This is a genomic window from Pseudomonas sp. NY5710 (assembly GCF_013305665.1).
GTDB classification, from domain to species: Bacteria; Pseudomonadota; Gammaproteobacteria; order Pseudomonadales; family Pseudomonadaceae; genus Aquipseudomonas; species Aquipseudomonas juntendi.
Genome location: NZ_CP045554.1, coordinates 2,682,680 through 2,699,754, shown reverse-complemented (window position 1 = coordinate 2,699,754; position 17,075 = coordinate 2,682,680). Strand labels below are relative to the sequence as shown.

The 17,075-nt window shown below is 59.1% G+C and carries 16 protein-coding genes and 2 pseudogenes; 11 read left to right on the top strand and 7 right to left on the bottom strand.

Annotated features, from left to right (window positions below; all coding sequences use genetic code 11):
* Positions 1-64 precede the first annotated feature (64 nt).
* Positions 65-556: a DUF1543 domain-containing protein gene (locus GEV39_RS12090; protein ID WP_173889249.1), complete on the top strand. Its 492-nt coding sequence runs from the start codon at positions 65-67 to the stop codon at positions 554-556.
* A 434-nt stretch (positions 557-990) separates the two neighbouring features.
* Here the strand turns inward: GEV39_RS12090 and GEV39_RS12085 are convergent.
* The 4 genes and pseudogenes from GEV39_RS12085 to GEV39_RS12070 form a co-directional block, all read right to left on the bottom strand.
* Positions 991-1,270: pseudogene (locus tag GEV39_RS12085) on the bottom strand (SDR family oxidoreductase); the annotation flags it as partial.
* Between the two features lie 19 nt (positions 1,271-1,289).
* Complete coding sequence (locus GEV39_RS12080; RefSeq protein WP_173889247.1) at positions 1,290-2,492, bottom strand: zinc-dependent alcohol dehydrogenase; 1,203 nt, start codon at positions 2,490-2,492, stop codon at positions 1,290-1,292.
* Between the two features lie 219 nt (positions 2,493-2,711).
* Positions 2,712-5,066, bottom strand: coding sequence for an FdhF/YdeP family oxidoreductase (locus tag GEV39_RS12075; RefSeq protein ID WP_173889245.1), 2,355 nt, complete (start codon positions 5,064-5,066; stop codon positions 2,712-2,714).
* 130 nt (positions 5,067-5,196) lie between these two features.
* Positions 5,197-6,321: a mechanosensitive ion channel family protein gene (locus GEV39_RS12070; RefSeq protein WP_173889243.1), complete on the bottom strand. Its 1,125-nt coding sequence runs from the start codon at positions 6,319-6,321 to the stop codon at positions 5,197-5,199.
* Between the two features lie 209 nt (positions 6,322-6,530).
* On the opposite strand from GEV39_RS12070, the gene GEV39_RS12065 reads away from it, so the two are divergent.
* The 5 genes from GEV39_RS12065 (at position 6,531) to GEV39_RS12045 (ending at position 9,923) form a co-directional block, all read left to right on the top strand.
* Entirely contained in the window at positions 6,531-7,244 is a 714-nt protein-coding gene (locus tag GEV39_RS12065) for a DUF72 domain-containing protein (RefSeq protein ID WP_173891697.1), read from the top strand.
* A 95-nt stretch (positions 7,245-7,339) separates the two neighbouring features.
* Positions 7,340-7,753 carry a thiol-disulfide oxidoreductase DCC family protein gene (locus tag GEV39_RS12060; RefSeq protein ID WP_173891696.1) on the top strand — a complete coding sequence of 138 codons (414 nt, stop codon included), beginning with the start codon at positions 7,340-7,342 and terminating at the stop codon, positions 7,751-7,753.
* Positions 7,738-8,298, top strand: coding sequence for a GTP cyclohydrolase I FolE (gene folE / locus GEV39_RS12055; protein WP_173889241.1), 561 nt, complete (start codon positions 7,738-7,740; stop codon positions 8,296-8,298). The genes GEV39_RS12060 and folE overlap by 16 nt, the downstream gene beginning before the upstream one ends.
* Positions 8,299-8,332: 34 nt before the next feature.
* On the top strand, positions 8,333-8,791 hold the full coding sequence (locus GEV39_RS12050; RefSeq protein WP_173889239.1) for a DUF3429 domain-containing protein: 459 nt from the start codon (positions 8,333-8,335) through the stop codon (positions 8,789-8,791).
* A 151-nt stretch (positions 8,792-8,942) separates the two neighbouring features.
* A complete protein-coding gene (locus tag GEV39_RS12045; RefSeq protein ID WP_173889237.1) occupies positions 8,943-9,923 on the top strand; it encodes a TerC family protein in 981 nt (326 codons plus the stop codon).
* Here GEV39_RS12045 and GEV39_RS12040 read toward each other — a convergent pair.
* The gene (locus GEV39_RS12040) at positions 9,920-10,873 is read right to left on the bottom strand and encodes a LysR substrate-binding domain-containing protein (protein ID WP_173889235.1); all 954 of its coding nucleotides are present in this window, start codon (positions 10,871-10,873) and stop codon (positions 9,920-9,922) included. The genes GEV39_RS12045 and GEV39_RS12040 overlap by 4 nt on opposite strands.
* A 210-nt stretch (positions 10,874-11,083) precedes the next feature.
* On the opposite strand from GEV39_RS12040, the gene GEV39_RS12035 reads away from it, so the two are divergent.
* From GEV39_RS12035 to GEV39_RS26355, 4 genes are all read left to right on the top strand, one after another.
* Positions 11,084-11,692, top strand: a complete 609-nt coding sequence (locus GEV39_RS12035) for a glutathione S-transferase (protein ID WP_173889233.1) — start codon at positions 11,084-11,086, stop codon at positions 11,690-11,692.
* Positions 11,693-12,037: 345 nt separating this feature from the next.
* On the top strand, positions 12,038-12,952 hold the full coding sequence (locus GEV39_RS12030; protein ID WP_173889231.1) for a universal stress protein: 915 nt from the start codon (positions 12,038-12,040) through the stop codon (positions 12,950-12,952).
* Between the two features lie 3 nt (positions 12,953-12,955).
* Entirely contained in the window at positions 12,956-14,323 is a 1,368-nt protein-coding gene (locus GEV39_RS12025; RefSeq protein ID WP_173889229.1) for an MBL fold metallo-hydrolase RNA specificity domain-containing protein, read from the top strand.
* Positions 14,324-14,362: 39 nt separating this feature from the next.
* Positions 14,363-14,497: a hypothetical protein gene (locus GEV39_RS26355; protein ID WP_283246108.1), complete on the top strand. Its 135-nt coding sequence runs from the start codon at positions 14,363-14,365 to the stop codon at positions 14,495-14,497.
* Positions 14,498-14,670: 173 nt separating this feature from the next.
* Here the strand turns inward: GEV39_RS26355 and GEV39_RS12020 are convergent, their stop codons facing one another.
* Together GEV39_RS12020 and GEV39_RS12015 are read right to left on the bottom strand one after the other, a co-directional pair.
* Positions 14,671-15,240 carry a GNAT family N-acetyltransferase gene (locus GEV39_RS12020; protein ID WP_173889227.1) on the bottom strand — a complete coding sequence of 190 codons (570 nt, stop codon included), beginning with the start codon at positions 15,238-15,240 and terminating at the stop codon, positions 14,671-14,673.
* 180 nt (positions 15,241-15,420) lie between these two features.
* Positions 15,421-15,846, bottom strand: a complete 426-nt coding sequence (locus GEV39_RS12015; protein ID WP_173889225.1) for a potassium channel family protein — start codon at positions 15,844-15,846, stop codon at positions 15,421-15,423.
* Positions 15,847-16,232: 386 nt separating this feature from the next.
* Here GEV39_RS12015 and GEV39_RS26530 point away from each other — a divergent pair.
* A pseudogene (locus GEV39_RS26530) lies at positions 16,233-17,057 on the top strand (PAS domain-containing protein); the annotation flags it as partial.
* Between the last annotated feature and the right edge of the window lie 18 nt (positions 17,058-17,075).

Sequence of the window (17,075 nt, the reverse complement as noted above, 5' to 3'; positions counted from 1 at the left end):
CGATCTGATACCGAGCCTGGCGCTTGCCGGCGCTCGGTGAACTTTTACCAAGGTGGACGACTAGATGCTTTTCGTGGTGCTGCTTGGGGGCAAACACCCCCAGGCAAAGATTGAGGTTCACGACATTGTGTTTGCAGCCGCGGATACGCTGGAGCAGGCCTACCCGCAACTACGGGACGGTTGGTTTGGCAGCCCCAAAGGCGTGCACATCGATGCCTGGATGGCCGTCGATGGGGTAGACAGATGGCGCATCGAGCTCAGCCCGCTGGCGCCTTCGCCTGAATCCCTGCGGCTCTATTTCATCAATTTGGGCGGGTACGACGCCCAGGCTTTTGGCGAGGCGCACGACTATCTGCTGGTGGTCGCGAAGGACAAACGAGAGGCCATGGCGAAGGGCAAGAAACAGGCCAGGGCGCATTGGTCGCAAGCTCACAATGATGCAGTGCTGGATGTTGACGACTGCCTGCCCATTGACCAAGTGGGCGGGCGTTTCGTGCACCTTGTCGAGGGGCCGCATGCCGGGTTGCGCCGACGGAATCAATACATTGTCCTTTGATGACGGTAGCGGCGGTCATCGTGGTTACTGAGCCATGGGCCATTTCGTCTGCGGGCTACCCAATTGAGTTTTTCCCGCATCTGCCCCTCACACGCATGAGTCACAAACCGCTGTAGGCGGTATGCCACCTACCGCTATCCCCATCAGAACGCCTGGATTGCTACCCAAGCGCAACCCAGGCGGCATCTGCCAGCCAATGGACCGATGGCCCTGCGGTATCGCTCACCTGTCTCGGCGTTGGAAATGGCCCACCACAACCCCCGCGAGCAGCCCGATAACCGCTGCACTCAGCAACAAGACGGCTTTGTCTTTCGGGGTTTTGCAGCCACCCAATAGACTAGGCTGCGCCGGGCCTTTGATAGGCGAACCGCTCAATGGCTGTGGCTGCGCGGCAGAGAAAACGGCGCCGTGTGTCGGCGCCGTGATGGGCTGATCGGCCGCGATAGGTGAGAGCTGAAGGGATGTACCGTCCACCAGGTTCAAGGTCAAGTTGCTGATAGTGCCGGCTACCCGCCCAGGGAAAATAGGCTCCCCTGCAGCATCGAGATTATCGTAGATGAACCGGTCACCTTCCAGCCAGCCGACAGCCGTCAAAAGCTCTGGGCCGAGGTAATACTTGCCGTCCTGAAAAAAGCCGGTGAACGAGTGGGCGCGCTCGATGTTTTCAACGCAATACCGTTCACCTGGCTTCATGCCTGTCGTTTGATCGATCATGGTGCGAGCTCCGTGAGGTTTATACGTAGTCAGGGCCCAATGTGCCAGGAGCCGCGCCTGGAACAAGGATCACCTTGCGGCAGTTGTCCTCTTTCTGGTCAAACAGCTTGTAGCCCATGGCTGCTTCCTCCAATGCAAGGCGGTGGGTGACAATGAGCTCGGGCTGCAGCCGGCCTGCTTCTATATGCTCAAGCAGCTCGGGCAGATATTTTTGCACATGGGTTTGCCCCATCCTGAAGGTCAACCCCTTGTCGAAGGCATCACCGAACATGAACGCGTGAATGAAGCCCGCGTACACCCCGGGCACGCTGACGATGCCACCACGACGCACAGCGGCAATGCTCTGGCGCAGGGCCTTGCCGCTACTGCCTTCGAGTTTCAAGGCCGTCATCACGGTTTCTGTAGTGCTGCCTTTGGCTTCAAACCCCACGGCGTCGATGACCGCGTCCACGCCACGCATTCCGGGCGTCTGGCGAATGATGCTATCGGCCGGGTCGTCATCATTCTGGAAGTTGATCGGGATGACACCGTAGGCGTCCTGGGCGTAGGCCAGGCGATAGTCATTGTCGTCGACCATGAACACGGTGTGCGCGCCAAGCATTCGCGCGCAGGCGGCACTCAGCAGCCCTACCGGCCCTGCGCCATAGATCGCCACCGATGAACCTTGGCCGATCTGCGCGTTCATGACCGCTTGCCAGGCGGTAGGCAGAATATCGGAAAGAAACAGGACCTTGTCATCTGCAAGGGTCGTAGGCACTTTGAATGGCCCGACGTTGCCTTTGGGCACCCTGACATAGTCGGCTTGGCCTCCTGGGATCCCGCCATACAAGTGGCTGTATCCAAACAGCGCTGCGCCGGGTGGGATGGCCTTTTTATTGATGATCGATCCGCGGCCGGTATTGGTCGTTTCGCAGGCGGCGAATAGATCGTGCTGGCAGAAGAAGCAACTTCCGCAAGCGATCACAAATGGAATCACTACGCGGTCGCCAACTTGCAGGTTCGTTACGCCTCTGCCGACGTCCTCCACGATGCCCATGAATTCGTGGCCGAAAATGTCGCCGTGTTCCGTTTCCGGGATCTTGCCTCGATAGAGGTGAAGGTCTGATCCGCAGATTGCAGTAGCGGTCACCCTCAGAATGATGTCGTCTGGGTCCTGGAGAACAGGGTCAGGGACAGTGTCAACCCTGACATCGTTGGCGCCGTGATAAGTCAGTGCTCTCATGGTCTTGCTCCTGCATTACAGAAATTGGGGTGTATGCAGGGGAAGGCAGTAGGGCGAGTAAAGTTCAGACCAACCGGTTCAGTGGTGGCCTAATGTATGCCCGGCGGGCGCGGCAACCCTACTCAATGCTGATTCCTGGCATGAATGTTTACCGCTGGAGACACGCAAGCCGAAGGTGTTGTAGAACAAGGTCACCGGTATCAGGCGTGCGAAACCTGCCTAGACGACCTGATCTGCTTCCGGCACGGCACGCGCAAGATCCTCAGCATCTGGCCAAGCATGCAAGAGAATGACAGGCACCGATTTGGCGGCGGGCACTTTGCTCCGCTTGGCATGGTGCCATAGGGGCACTAGGGCGTTGGCCTCTGGGTAGTAAGCGGCGGCGCAGCCCACCGGTATGTCGTAGGCGATGATCTGGAAAGGGCCTGCCTCGCGGCGTACAGTCGGTTCAACAGCTGTACGCAAGCGAACCCACCCCCCCGGTACGAAGCCCAGGCGAACGATATCGTTGCGGTTGAGGAACACCACTTTGCGCGTGCCCTTTACGCCCCTGAAACGATCGTCGTAACCGTATACCGTGGTGTTGAACTGGTCATTGCTGCGGAGCGTCATCAGTTGCAGGACATCACGGCCGGCTTCACCTGTCAGTAAGTCGTCATCTTCGTCCAGCGTGGCTGGCGTAATGAATTGAGCCTTCCCAGAGGGCGTGGCCCACTGGCGACGAGATGCGCCGAGCGGGCGGTGAAACCCGCCGGGCTCCCACATCCGCGTCTCGAAGTCATGGAAAATACTTGGATAAACCTTGCTGATGGCTTCACGAACCAGGGCATAGTCGTGCTTCCAGTGCGCCCAGGGAATGGCGATTCTGTCGCCCAGCGTCGCAAGGGCCAACTCTGCGATAATCGCCAATTCCGACCGCAGCTGTTCTCCCGCGGGCTCGGCGTGGCCGCGCCAGGCGCGGATGCAGCCGGTGCTGTCTTCAGTGGTATAGGTCTGTTCAACGCCAAGCTGCCGGTCGATTTCGATTCTACCCAGGCAGGGCAGCAGCCAGGTGTGTTCACCCGGGACCAAGTGGGTGCGATTGAGCTTGGTCGCGATCTGCACACTAAGGCTAAGCTGCGCCCACGCGGGTTCCATCCGGCTGGTATCGGGCACGGCACGCAGAAAGTTACCGCCAAGCCCGATGAACCCCTTCACACTGCCATCGAGAACGCCCTCGCAGGTATCGACCGTTGCCCGGCCCTTGTGCTCAGGGATCTTGAAGCCGAACAGCGACTCGATCTTGTCTGAGGGTACTTTCGCAGGGTCTTCGGTGATGCCTACCGTGCGTTGGCCCTGAACGTTCGAATGCCCTCTGACCGGGCAGATACCGGCCCCTGGTTTACCGATATTCCCGCGCAGCAAGAGCAGATTGACCAGCATTTGCACGTTAGCTACCCCGTGCCGATGCTGGGTCATGCCCATGCCATAGACGATCATCACTTTCTCGCTGCGTGCATAAACGGTGGCCGTGGCCTCCATCGCGCTTCGGCTCAGGCCGGACCGTTGCTCCAGTTCAGTCCATGGGTATCGTCGCACCCGCTCCATGAAGTGAGCGAGGCCTTCTGTATGCTGCGCGAGAAAATCGTGATCGAGTACGGACGGTTGGCCGTTGCTTTTGGCCCTTTCCTCCATTTCCAGAAGTGCCTTGGCCACCCCCATGACGGCAGCGGTGTCACCGCCGATGGCCACTTGGTGGTACTGAGTGCTGATGACTGTGGATTGCGGACCGAGCATCTCAGTGGGGGACTGGGGGTTTACAAAGCGCTCCAGCCCACGTTCCCGGATCGGGTTGAAGGTGATGATCGGGACGTTGCGCTTGCGCACCTCCTGAAGCGGGTGAAGCATGCGCGGGCTGTTGCTGCCTACGTTTTGCCCGAAGAACAGAATGCAATCGGTATGCTCGAAATCGGCCAGTGTGACCGTGCCAACCGGGACCCCGATGCTTTCCTGCAGGCCAACCGAGGTGCTTTCGTGGCACATGTTGGAACTGTCAGGAAGATTGTTCGTGCCATACGCACGGGCGAACAACTGGTAGATGAACGATGTTTCCAGCGAAGCGCGCCCTGATGCATAAAAAACGACTTCGTCGGGGCTGAGTGCGCGCAACTGCGCGCCGATGGCTTTATAGGCTTGCTCCCAGGTCACGACCTGGTAGCGATCAGTGTGCTTGTCGTAACGCATTGGGTGGGTTAACCGGCCATGCTGCTCCAGGTCGAAGTCCGACCAGCCGCGCAACTCGGTCAAGGAGTGGGCCCTGAAGAAATCGGGCGAGGTGCGTCGTGACGTCAACTCCCATGCCGTGGCCTTGGCACCATTTTCGCAGAATTCCAGGGCGTGAGGGTCGCCTGGCTTGGCCCAGGCACAGCTCACGCAGGCGAAACCCTTGGGCTTGTTCAGCTTGAGCAGGGCGGTTGTGCCTTTGATCAGTGCCTGCTCGCGCCAAAGGATATTCAGCACGGAGTGGGCGGACCCCCAGCCGCCCGCTGCAGAGGTATAAGGCCGAAAATGTGATGTGCCATGGATCATCTTCATGTCGACCTCGGCTTGCCATTTAGTGTGTCTAAACGCTACGAGTATTAAGGAGCCTCTAAGTTCGAAGCGATTCAAGGGGCGGCTGGGAACCCCGCGCACGCTGCAACGCGGGGAAGCTGAGGGTGGGCGCTCACGCGCCCCTGATGCCCAGGCCCTCGCGCCCTGGCACCGACAAGTTGGCTTCTTGCGGCAATGCGGTGACCTTGATCGCCCGCACCGGTACCGCGAATTTGGCGCCCACTTTGGAAAAGCGCTCGAGCAGGTGGAAGTTAATCGCCTGCTGGATGTCCATGTACAGGTTGTAGCCCGGGTCCTGGACGATGTACACGCACTCGAACTCCAACGCTTCCTTGCCAAAACCACGCAAATGAGCACGGTCGAAGCGCACCTGCGATTGCGCCTTGATAGCCTCCTCAACGATGCCAGGGGCTTTTTTCACGGCCTCCGTGGGCGAGTCGTAGGACAGGCCAAACTCGAACACAATGCGGCGTTCCTGCAGGCGTTTGTAGTTCTGGATCGTGCTGCTGATCATGCTGGCGTTGGCCATGACGATCTGCTCGCCACCCAGGCTGCGGATGCGTGTGGTTTTCAAGCCCACATGTTCAACGGTGCCCGCCAACGGGCCAATGACGATGAAGTCGCCTACCTCGAAGGGTTTGTCCACGGCGATTGACAGGGAGGCGAACAGGTCGCCGAGGATATTCTGCACGGCCAGCGCCACGGCGATGCCGCCGACGCCAAGGCTGGCGACGAACGCAGTGATGTTGACGCCCAGGTTGGACAGCATCGCCAGTACCACCACCGACCACAGCAGCACCCGCGCCCCCCACGCCGACAGGGTGGCCAGTGCGCTGGCCTGGGTAAGACCGTCGGTGCGTTGACCGGCGAAGTAGCGATCCAGCCCCAGGCCGATGGCGCGGTTGGCCCACAGCCCGATTTGCAGGGCGGCGACCACGAACCACAGGCTGCTGACCCGCGTCAGCCAGCGTTCGGGCAGGTCGAGCATGCTCAGGCCTACCAGCAAGGACGCGAGCAGTAGCAGGAAATTGCTGGTGCCGGCCATCACCTTGGCCAGCACATGGCTGAGCACGCCGTCGTGTTCGGCCCAGCGCCGGATGCGGTGCAGCAGGAAGCTGATGGCGGCGCGGGCGACCAGGAAGGTCGCGATGGCCACCACCAGGGCCAGCAGCCAATTGAGTATGGAAATGCCGAACAAGGTAGTCTCGGTGAACAGGGCTATCAGGCGGTCATTCATGAGCAGTGGGTCTCCTGGGTGACTGGATTGATATGACGGTCTTTTCATGGGATGCCCTGACGGCGCCATAGGTCGATCGGATTTCAAAAACCGCACGGCGGCATGCTCAGTGATAGGTATGGGCCCCAGCGCGCCGAGGGTAGCTGCGATGGAACAACAAGTGCACCTGGCGACTCCATTACAGCAACGGCGAGCCTTGGAGTGCCATGATGATCCACGTGGGATGCGCGGGCTGGAGCTTGCCGCGCCAGTACGCCGCGGCGTTCTCGCAGCCGGGTAGCCACCTGCAGCGCTATGCCGCGCGGCTGGGTGCCGTCGAGATCAACAGCTCGTTCTACCGGCCGCACCTGCCGGCGACCTATGCCCGTTGGGCTTGCGCTGTACCGGCGGATTTCCGCTTTGCGGTGAAGCTACCCAAGCACATCACCCACGAGTTGCAACTGGAACGCTTTGAAGCAGCGCTTGATGCGTTTCTTGGGCAATGCCAACACCTGGGTGACCGCCTTGGCTGCCTGCTCGTACAATTACCGCCATCGCTGGCCCATGATGATGGCCGCGACCGGCGTTTCTTTGAACGCCTGCGCCAGCGCCATACCGGGCCGGTGGCGGTCGAACCCAGGCACGCCAGTTGGCAAGCAGCGCAGTCGATGCTGGTCGACTTGCATATCGCTCAAGTGGCGGCGAGCCCTTCGCGTTTTGGCACCGACGCACAACCCGCGGGCTGGCCAGGCTTGGTCTACTGGCGCCTGCACGGCGAACCGCGCATCTACCGCAGCGAGTATTCCCAACAATACCTGCTACAGCTGGCTGAACGGCTGCGGCGCAGCCACGCTGCCGGTGTGGCAACATGGTGCGTCTTCGACAACACGGCTTCGGGTGCTGCGCTTGGAAATGCGCTGGCGCTCGAAGGGTGTCTGAGTTAGGGCATTCTGCGGTCGTCGCAATCATCTTGCCTATTGCGTATTTTTTGGCTTCAGCTAACTTGTACAAAAACCTGTACATGAATGAGGTGTTGTACATGTATTGCGAGTGGCCTCTGACACTTTACTTTGACGGGGCCTGCCCATTGTGTGCAAGGGAGGTCGCATTTCTGCGCAGGCGTTGCACGGCAGCAAAGCTCATCCTGGTCGATATCGACAGCGATGAGTTCGATCCCACACCGCTGGGCCTGACGATTGAGGAACTACGGTCCTGTTTGCACGCAAGGTTCGCGAACGGGCAGTGGGTCACCGGCTTGGACGCGACCCTGTGGGCCTGGCGTGCTGCTGGTTTGGGTCTTTGGGCAGCACCCTTGGCGTGGCGCCCGTTGCGTCCAGTGCTTTCGGTTTTTTACAAATTGTTCTGTCGCTTGAGGCCAAGTCTGGCCTGGTTACCCCATCCCGATGGCGGGCAACGTTGCAAAGGTGAGGCCTCCAAATGTCACATTCGCTAGCCGAAAACTACCGTGAAATCCTTGTTGGCGTGGGTGAAAACCCGCAGCGCGAAGGGCTCCTGGATACGCCTCAGCGTGCTGCCAAAGCGATGCAATACCTATGCAATGGCTATACCCAGAGCTTGGGTGAAATCGTCAACGGGGCGCTGTTCGAAAGCCAGAATGACGAGATGGTTGTCGTTCGCGACATTGAACTGTACTCGTTATGCGAGCACCACATGTTGCCGTTTATTGGGAAGGCTCATGTCGCGTACCTGCCAACAGGGCGAGTACTAGGGCTTTCCAAAGTAGCGCGCTTGGTGGACATGTTTGCCCGCCGTTTGCAGATTCAGGAAAACCTGACCAGGCAGATTGCCTGTGCCATGCAGGAAGTGACCGATGCGGCAGGGGTTGGGGTGGTTATCGAAGCCAAGCACATGTGCATGATGATGCGTGGTGTAGAAAAGCAGAACTCGGTGATGATTTCCTCGGTCATGCTAGGCGAATTCAGAGACTCCCCGACGACGCGGCATGAATTCCTCACGCTGATTGGCCGACACAGCTGAACTTTCGTTTTGAGCCGTGGAGGAGGGCGCACCCATGGGTACAGTGTTCGATACGTTATCTCCGAGCCGCTTTACAATCTTGGGCTACGGTGGCTTGCTGCCATTTCTGGGCCTGGCACTGCTGGTTTTTTTTGGCGGTGAGTATCGAGACAACCTGGCTGAAGCGTTGGTTGGCTATGGGGCCGTGATACTGAGTTTTGTCGGAGCCCTGCATTGGGGCTTCGCGATGACGTTGCCGGCCTTGCCTGCTATTGAGCGACAACAGCGGCTTGTGTGGAGTGTCATGCCAGCCCTGATCGGCTGGGTTGCCATGTTGTTACCGGTGTCATGGGGCTGTTGGGTACTGGCTTTAGGATTTACCGTGCACCTTTGGCAAGACCGTAAACTGGCCAACTTCATGCCCGGCTGGTATATGCCTATGCGGGTACGTTTGACGGTCGTGGCGAGCTTGTGTCTGGTATTGAGTGCCATCGTCATGGCGTTCGGAAACTGAAGTCACAGAAGAAACAAATAGCAAAATTTTCCCCCTTGCAACATTTTCGCGCTGGATAAAATCTGATGGTGTGACGCCGGGCCCCTCTGACGGTAAGTAGCCGCCATGTCGGAGTCATAGTTGTTAAACTACGACTAAATAGGAGGGGCTCATGTCCGCCCTTAATACGTATCTCTCCCAAGACGTGCTTGGCACTGATCTCTGGCTGTGGCTTTCATTCTTCGCTGTCGTGTTGACGCTGCTGGCGCTTGACCTAGGGGTTCTCCATCGTGGGAATCGAGAAATCGGTGTCAAGGAAAGCCTGCTCCTGTCAGCTGGCTACATCAGCATGGGCCTGCTGTTCGCTGTCTGGGTGTATTTCCAGAAAGGCAGCGACGCAAGCATGGACTATGTGACTGGCTTTCTGATCGAGAAGTCGTTGTCCATGGACAACGTGTTCGTTATTGCCCTCATTTTCAGTTTTCTTGCCATTCCCAGAGAATTTCAGCACAGAGTGCTGTTCTGGGGGATCATGGGTGTCATTGTATTGAGGGCCATCATGATAGGCCTGGGCGCCGCGCTGATTACGCAGTTCAGTTGGATTCTCTACTGCTTCGGCGCCTTCCTGGTATTCACGGGTGTGAAAATGCTGTTCGCTCGCGTGGACCATGAGCCCGACCTGGAAAACAATCGCTTCGTCAAATACCTACGCAGTCATCTACGTGTGACTAACGAGTTGCACGGTCAGCACTTCCTTGTTCGTGTACCTGATGCCTCCGGCAGGCGGGTATTATGGGTGACGCCGCTGTTTCTCGCGTTGATTCTGATTGAGTGCGCCGACTTGGTGTTCGCTGTTGACAGTGTGCCAGCGATCTTTGCCATCACGCAGGACCCCTTCATTGTCTATACGTCGAACATTTTCGCAATACTCGGTTTGCGCGCACTGTATTTTGCATTGGCTGCGATGATAAGCCGCTTCGCCTATCTCAAATACGCCTTGGCGCTGGTACTGGTTTTCATAGGCGCGAAAATATTCCTGCACGACATTGTTGGCAAGGTGCCTGCCGAAATTTCTTTAAGCGTTACAATTGGCCTGCTGATTGGCGGCGTGTTGCTGTCACTCTGGAAAACCAGAACGCCGGTCAAGGTTTAAAGGCTTGCATCGCGCTCGGCAGGGCGGGTGAGGTGGGCTGGTCGATGCTGCTTGCTGCCATGATCCTGTTCGTTCAGATATTCAGCGACCTCGTGTTTCAGCCAACTCGAGAACACTTGCTGCTTTGTTTCCGAACGCTCACGGTTGGGCAATACCAGCCAATAGGGGTAGGGATAGGGCGCGATCACGGGGGAGAGTTGAACCAACTCCCCTCGTTGCATGGCGTCGTGCACAAGGCTGCGGCGCTCCAGGGCGATCCCCTGGCCCAAACGTACGGCTTGGAGTACCAAGTTGGAGTCGTTGCTGCACAGGCCGATGCGCGGCACTTCCCTATCCAGCCCAGCGGCTTGACACCAAGGTTGCCAAGATTCCATGTTGAAAATTATGTTGCTGCCGATGATCTCTTCAGGGGTCTGAGGGTGCACCCCACCGTTGAAGTGCGGGGCGGCAACCACCAGCGTCTCGTCATGAAAGAGCAAGTGCTGCTCCACCCCCTCCCAGTCGCCCTTGCCCATGCGGATCCCGACGTCGACAGATTCCCGCGCCAGGTTAGATAGCGCGAGACTGGCCTGCAGCCGGACGCTGATATGCGGCTGTAATTGCTGGAAACGTGGCAAACGGGGCAACAACCAGCTGAAACCGAATGAAGGGAGAACGGCGACCACCAGTTCCGTTGATTTCGGTTGTGTCTTGATCAGCCGCGTGGCTTCGGCGATTGCGCCCAAGGATTCGCGAATCTGCAACGCATACAGTCTTCCGTCTTCACTCACCCGCAGGCCCCGCCCCTCACGGACGAACAGGGTGACGCCGATCATGTGTTCCAACACCTTGATTTGCTGGCTGATGGCTGAGTGGGTGACGTGCAGTTCCTTGGCGGCTGCGGTTACGCTGCCCAGCCTCGCAACCGACTCGAAGCAGCGTAGGCAGGTGATCGGGGGAAGATTCGACATGTAAGCGACTCTTACACATAGCGGAAAAAAAAACTGATTTATAAGTGGCAAGGCTCTCATTAATGTAAGGGACGGTAAAGTCTTCGGCTGGAAAGCCGGCCGGCGCCATAGATGATGTGCCGCAGCTCATTCGTTCACATGGCCGCTGCCTCGGCTGCTCAAACGTCGGATAACGGTATTAGCGGTCACCATCAATCAAGGAGACTATCGATGAAACTCATTGGGATGCTGGATTCACCTTACGTTCGCCGGGTAGCTATTTCCCTGGACCTTCTGGGTATTGAGTTTGAACATGACCCACTGTCGGTGTTTAGCACGTTCGAAGCGTTTTCCAGGGTCAATCCGGTGGTCAAAGCGCCGACTCTGCTGCTCGATGACGGCTGCGTACTGATGGACTCGACGCTGATCATCGATTATTTCGAGAGCCTCAGCACACCCCAGAGCAAGTTATTGCCAAGCCAACCGCAGGCGTTGGCCAGCGCTCTGAGTAGAGTGGGGCTGGCGTTGGCGGCATGCGAGAAGACGGTGCAGATCGTCTATGAACATAAGCTTCGACCGGCGGAAAAGGTTCATCAGCCCTGGGTTGAACGCGTCACCCGTCAGCTGCTGGCGGCGTGCACTGAGTTGGATAAGCAGTGGGCGGCGCAGGCGTCGCACGGCCTGCGCCCGGACCAGGCCGGGGTCACCAGTGCAGTGGCCTGGTCGTTCATGCAGTCGATGCTGCCCGACGTAGTCAAGGCGAGCGATTTCCCGGCCCTCAATGCCCATGCGGCCCGCCTGGAGCAGACAGATCTGTTCAAGCGTTATCCGATTGCCTGAGCCAGGGCGGAACGGGCCGGGCTCAACTTCGCCAATCGCCCCTCCCCAAAATGCCGGAGCATGCAGAGCACCGCATTTCCAGGGGTAACCGTACAAGGCCCGCCAGGGCCTTTTGGCTCCAGCGCTGAAGTCCAGTTCATGGACGATTCTGCTGCCCGTTCATGCTGCCTCCCGATGGCCTGATCGGTAACGGGTGCAGCCGTTTTAACGTGGCCAACCGGTTCGATTCTGACAATGGTCAAATTCAACGCTGGTGGCGGTTTTCTGACCTGCATCAAGCGCCAGCGCGGTTGGGCGGGGAACATCGCCTGTATCCCCCCAGTGGCGCAAGCTCGGAGGTTCATCATGGGTCAATACCGAAAACTGCTGGTGCTGCTCACCGAGGTCGATACGCATTCAGCGGCGTTGCGCAGGGCGTTGGCCCTGGCGCACCTCAGTGGCGCCAGCGTGCATGTGCTGGGTCTGTTCGAGCCGACCGAGGAGCACCTGTTGCGCGAGGAGCGCCTTAGCGAGGCCGACATCAAGCGCCAATACGAACACTATCGAGTCAAGCTGCAGAGCCTGGTCGCGCATCATCGTGGCAGTGGCATCACGCTGACGGTCGATAGCCTGAACGCCGACGATATCCGTAGCATGGCCATTGACTACATAAGCGAACTGCAGCCCGACATGGTGCTCAAGGACAGCGAGAATACCTCGGCCCTGGCGCGGCTGTTCGGCACGCCGCTGGACTGTGCCTTGATGCGCAGCTTGAAGGTCATCACCCACTTCGTGCCGTTGAACGCCGTTACGCTGCCGCGACGGATTCTGGTTTGCGTGGATACCACGTTCAGCCAGGTGCCTGCGGTACAGGAACCCTTCAACCGTGGGCTCATCCGCGCCGCCCAGGCATTGGCGGTGCAGTGCGACGCGTCGTTGCACCTGTTGTCCGCCTACCACCTGGCCGGGGTGTTTGCCGCGGACATGAATGTTACCCAAGCCTGGCTCGAAGAGATGCGTGGAGCGCAGCAGGAACCCTTCGAGGCCTTGGCCGACGCTGAGGGCGTCGCGCCGGAGTGCAGGCATTTCATGGAAGGCGGCCCGGTGCAGGTCATCCGTGAACAGGTGGTTGCGCTGGGTATCGATGCGCTGGTGATGGGGGTCGTGCAGCCCAAAGGGCTGGCAAAGCTGTTGGGCGATACCACCGAGCGGATTGTCAGCCACCCACCCTGCAGCGTGCTTGCGGTCCACCCCGATGTCGCCGAGCAGTGGGAGCCTTGAACCATGCAACTCACCTTTCTTGGCGGCACGGGGACCGTGACCGGTAGCAAATTCCTGCTGACCTGCGACAACTCACGGGTACTTATCGACTGCGGGCTGTTCCAGGGTTTCAAGCAACTGCGCCTGCGCAACTGGGAGCCGCTGTCGCCGGCCCTGCGTGCCCTCGACGCAGTGGTGCTGACCCATGCCCATCTCGACCATAGTGGCTATCTCCCGGTACTGGTGCGAGAGGGCTACCGCGGGCCGATCTACGCCACCCCGGCTACCTGTGCCCTGGCGCAGATCCTGTTGCTGGACAGTGCGCGCCTGCAGGAAGAGCAAGCCGAGCATGCCAATCGCCATGGCTACTCCAAGCACACGCCAGCGCGACCGCTCTATACCGAGCAGGACGCCAGGCAGGCCCTGGCCCTGTTGCAGCCCGTGGAGCTGCATCATCCAGTGCCGATCGCCAATGGCATGGAGCTGTTGATGCGCACCGCCGGGCATATCCTCGGCGCAGCGACGGTGCAGATCACTGCCGAAGGCCAAACCGTGCTGTTCTCGGGGGATCTGGGGCGCCCTCAGGACCCGATCATGCGTGCGCCTGAGCTGGTCAGGACCGCCGACGTGCTGCTGATAGAGTCGACGTACGGTGATCGCCAGCACCCAAACGAATCGACTGCACAGTATCTGGCCACGGTCATCAATGAAACATTGCTGCGCCATGGCATCACCCTGGTACCATCGTTTGCCGTTGGCCGCGCCCAGCTGCTGATGTATTACCTGTACACGCTCAAGCGCGACCGGCTGATTCCGGATATCCCCGTCTACCTGAACAGCCCGATGGCCACCGACGCCACCGCCCTCTACCAGCAGTACCGCAGCGAACACCGGCTGACTGCAGCCGAGTGCGCCGGCATGTGCCAAGGCACGCATATCGTGCGCACGGTGGATGAGTCCAGGCACTTGGACCAGCTACGCGAACCCGCGGTGATCATTGCCGCCAGCGGTATGGCCACCGGTGGCCGGGTGCTGCACCACCTGAAGGCACTGGCCCCCAATCCACGCAACAGCATCCTGTTCTCGGGCTTTCATGCTGGAGGCACGCGGGGGGCCGATATCGTCGCCGGTGCCCACAGCGTGCGACTGCACGGCGAAGATGTGCCGATAAGGGCCCAGGTGCACGCCATGGAGAACCTCTCCGCGCACGCCGACGCCGACGAAATCATGGAGTGGTTGCGCGGTTTTACCCGGCCGCCGCGGCAGACCTATGTCATTCATGGCGAGCCGCACGCTGCCGACACTTTGCGGCGGCGCATCCACCTCGAACTCGGCTGGCAGGTCTTCGTGCCGGAGTATCAGGAAACCGTCGCCATCGACCCGGTGCGCTAGCCGGGTGCGGGAGGTGAGTCCTTTCTGGAGCGCAACGGGGTGCTGCGCCTGGCCCTGTTCGACACGCCGCTGCAGGAAGTGAGCGGCCTGAAGGCGCTGCCCCCCGCGGATGAGCAGCGTTGCCTCGCGCAGTTCGACCTGGTGCCCGATAAGGGGCGCGCTGTCACGCCTTGAAACCCCGGGCGTACCGATCCACATGCCGGCCCCCCCGCCACTCGGCCTGGGCGGCGACGGCGATGTCGAAGCCGTGCTGTTTGATGAGGCGTCTTTTTTGAAGGGCCGTTGATGGGGTAACTCCCGTAGTTGAGCCGCCGCACCTTGAGCCGTGAGGGTACGGCGGCCCAGGGTCAGATCAGGGAGAGCCGGTGAATGACCTGACTGGGATCATCCGGGTCAGCGGCAGTGGTGAACCCCGCCGCCTTGGCCAGGTCGCGCATCGCATGGTTGGCGGCCGCGTCGACCGAATACATCGCCCGCAAGCCCTTGGCCCGGGCATGATCAATCAGGTGCTTGAGCAGCAGGCGCCCCAGGCCTTGGTGCTGCCAGCAGTCCATGACGGTAACGGCACATTCGCATTCGTCCTTGCCACTAGCGGTGGCGTAGCGGGAAATGCCCACCTCCTGCAATTCACCATCCACATGGGCGAGGGCGACGTAGGCCGCCTGGCGATCCTGGTCGACCTTCATGAGCTGGTCGAGCATGGCTTCACCGGGTTCCCTGACCTGGCACAGGAAGCGCAAATGCCTTGATTCAGGGGATAGCCGTTCAATGAAGGCTTTTTCGCGTTCACGGTCCTGGGGCTGCAAGGGCCTGATCAGCACGTGAACGCCGTTGTCCAGGGCTTCGATCCAGTATTCCCCCGAAGGCTTGGGGAACATAGGGGTTATGTGCATACGGGAAGTCTCGGCGGGCGTCATGGCAATGTCCTCTGGGTCTAGTGAACAAGGAAGTACAGTGTCGGCAGCAAGGCTTGCGCTGACTTGACACTTGTCAATTGCTTCACTTGGGCAATGATGCAAAGGCACAAGCCCGACCTCATCGAACATGGCCAACACCTGCCTGAAGTTGCGCACTGACTTCCAGGTGCCTGACCCAGCCTACTTGGGCTTCCAGTACTTCTGCATTTCCAGGAACAGGAAAGACGCGGTCCAGGTGATCAGCACCAGGCCCGTCAGAGCCTGCAGGCCGGTGAGGTACTTCAGGTGGCCGGTTGGCGCGATGTCACCGAAACCTATGGTGGTATAGGTGGTGAAGGAGAAATACACGCAGTCGAGGAAACTCCCGTCGAAATTGCCGCTGAGCGTGCCCCAGCCTGGGGCGTGGGCCATCAGGTAATAGGCCAGGGCAAAGCACCACACTTCCACAGCGTGGGCCAGCAGTGCGCCGAATACACCTGCCACGATGCGAAAGCGGCTCCAGAGTTTGAGCCGAGGGAGCCAGTCATTGAGGCGCAGGAGGCATTCGTAATGAATGATCACCACCAGGATCACCACCAGCATGTTGATCAGTGTCACACCGAGCATGGCAGGCACCTTGGCCAGGAAGTACTACGGCACCCAGCTTGTTCAGGCGTACCGCATCGGCTCTGGTAGCGGATAGGTGAGGGGGCAAGTACCATGAGTCTTTGTTTCTACCCTTGTGTCTTCGAGCGCGATTGATAAAGGTCAAACTCGGTGCACAGCTGCTGGCGGTTGACAAACGGGCGGCCCAGGCTCAAACCGAGCTGCAGCAACTACGCCAGCAAGCCCGGCGCAAGTAGCCCCCATGCGCTGTCGATTGCAGCGCCGTCGCGCGCACGCTTATTCAGATCAAGCGCCGGCGGTGAGGTTAGCCGAATGCTGCCAGCAGGGGTCAATCGCGCCCGGCGAATCCCAACTCAATTAAAAATTGACTGGCGACTCAAGAAATAGTGGCCTTTGTCGATAATTGCTTATTCAGCGCACGTGGAGCGAAAAAATTGTTCAACCGCAAACTCAAGAAAACGCTGCAGGAGCAGAGTGCGGAGCTCCATCTGCTACGTCAGCAGGTCGAGCAAATGGACAGAGGGATGCTTTCCATAAGACTTGATGCTCAGTTTCGGATCTGTGCAGTCAATCGTTTTTTCTTAGAAACCTTGGGGTATTCAGGCGATCACCTGCATGACCGTCCGCTTTCGGAGATTGTTCCGCCTTACGTCAAAAATCTTCCTTGCTTCCACGCGTTCAATCAAGCTGTGGCCCGGTTCGAGCCCGTCAGTGACGAGTACCGCTACCTGCGGGCTGACGGTACTCTTGCATGGTTGAAAATCTACTGGCTTCCCATTCGAAACCAGGACGGGAGCTTGGCTCATGTTCAGGGCTACGGCAGTGAGATCACTCGTACCGTTGAGGAGTCCAAGGAGAACCAGGCTTTGATTGAAGCGCTGGTGAGGTCAACGGCTGTCATTGAGTTTAGATTGGATGGCACCGTGATCACGGCGAACAAACAGTTCCTGGATGCCATGGGCTACTCACTGGGCCAGATCGTAGGCAAACATCATCGCTTGTTCTGTTCGGCACAAGAAGCGGGATCCGATGAGTACGTCAATTTCTGGAAGACGCTTAACCGTGGGGAATATGTGGCGAATCGGTTCAAGCGAGTGGACGGGCGTGGGAACGATATTTGGTTAGAGGCCACCTATAACCCGGTGCATGACACTGAAGGTAACTTAGCCAAAGTCGTGAAATTTGCGAGTGTCGTCACCGACCAGGTAGCTCGAGAACAAGAGGTTAAA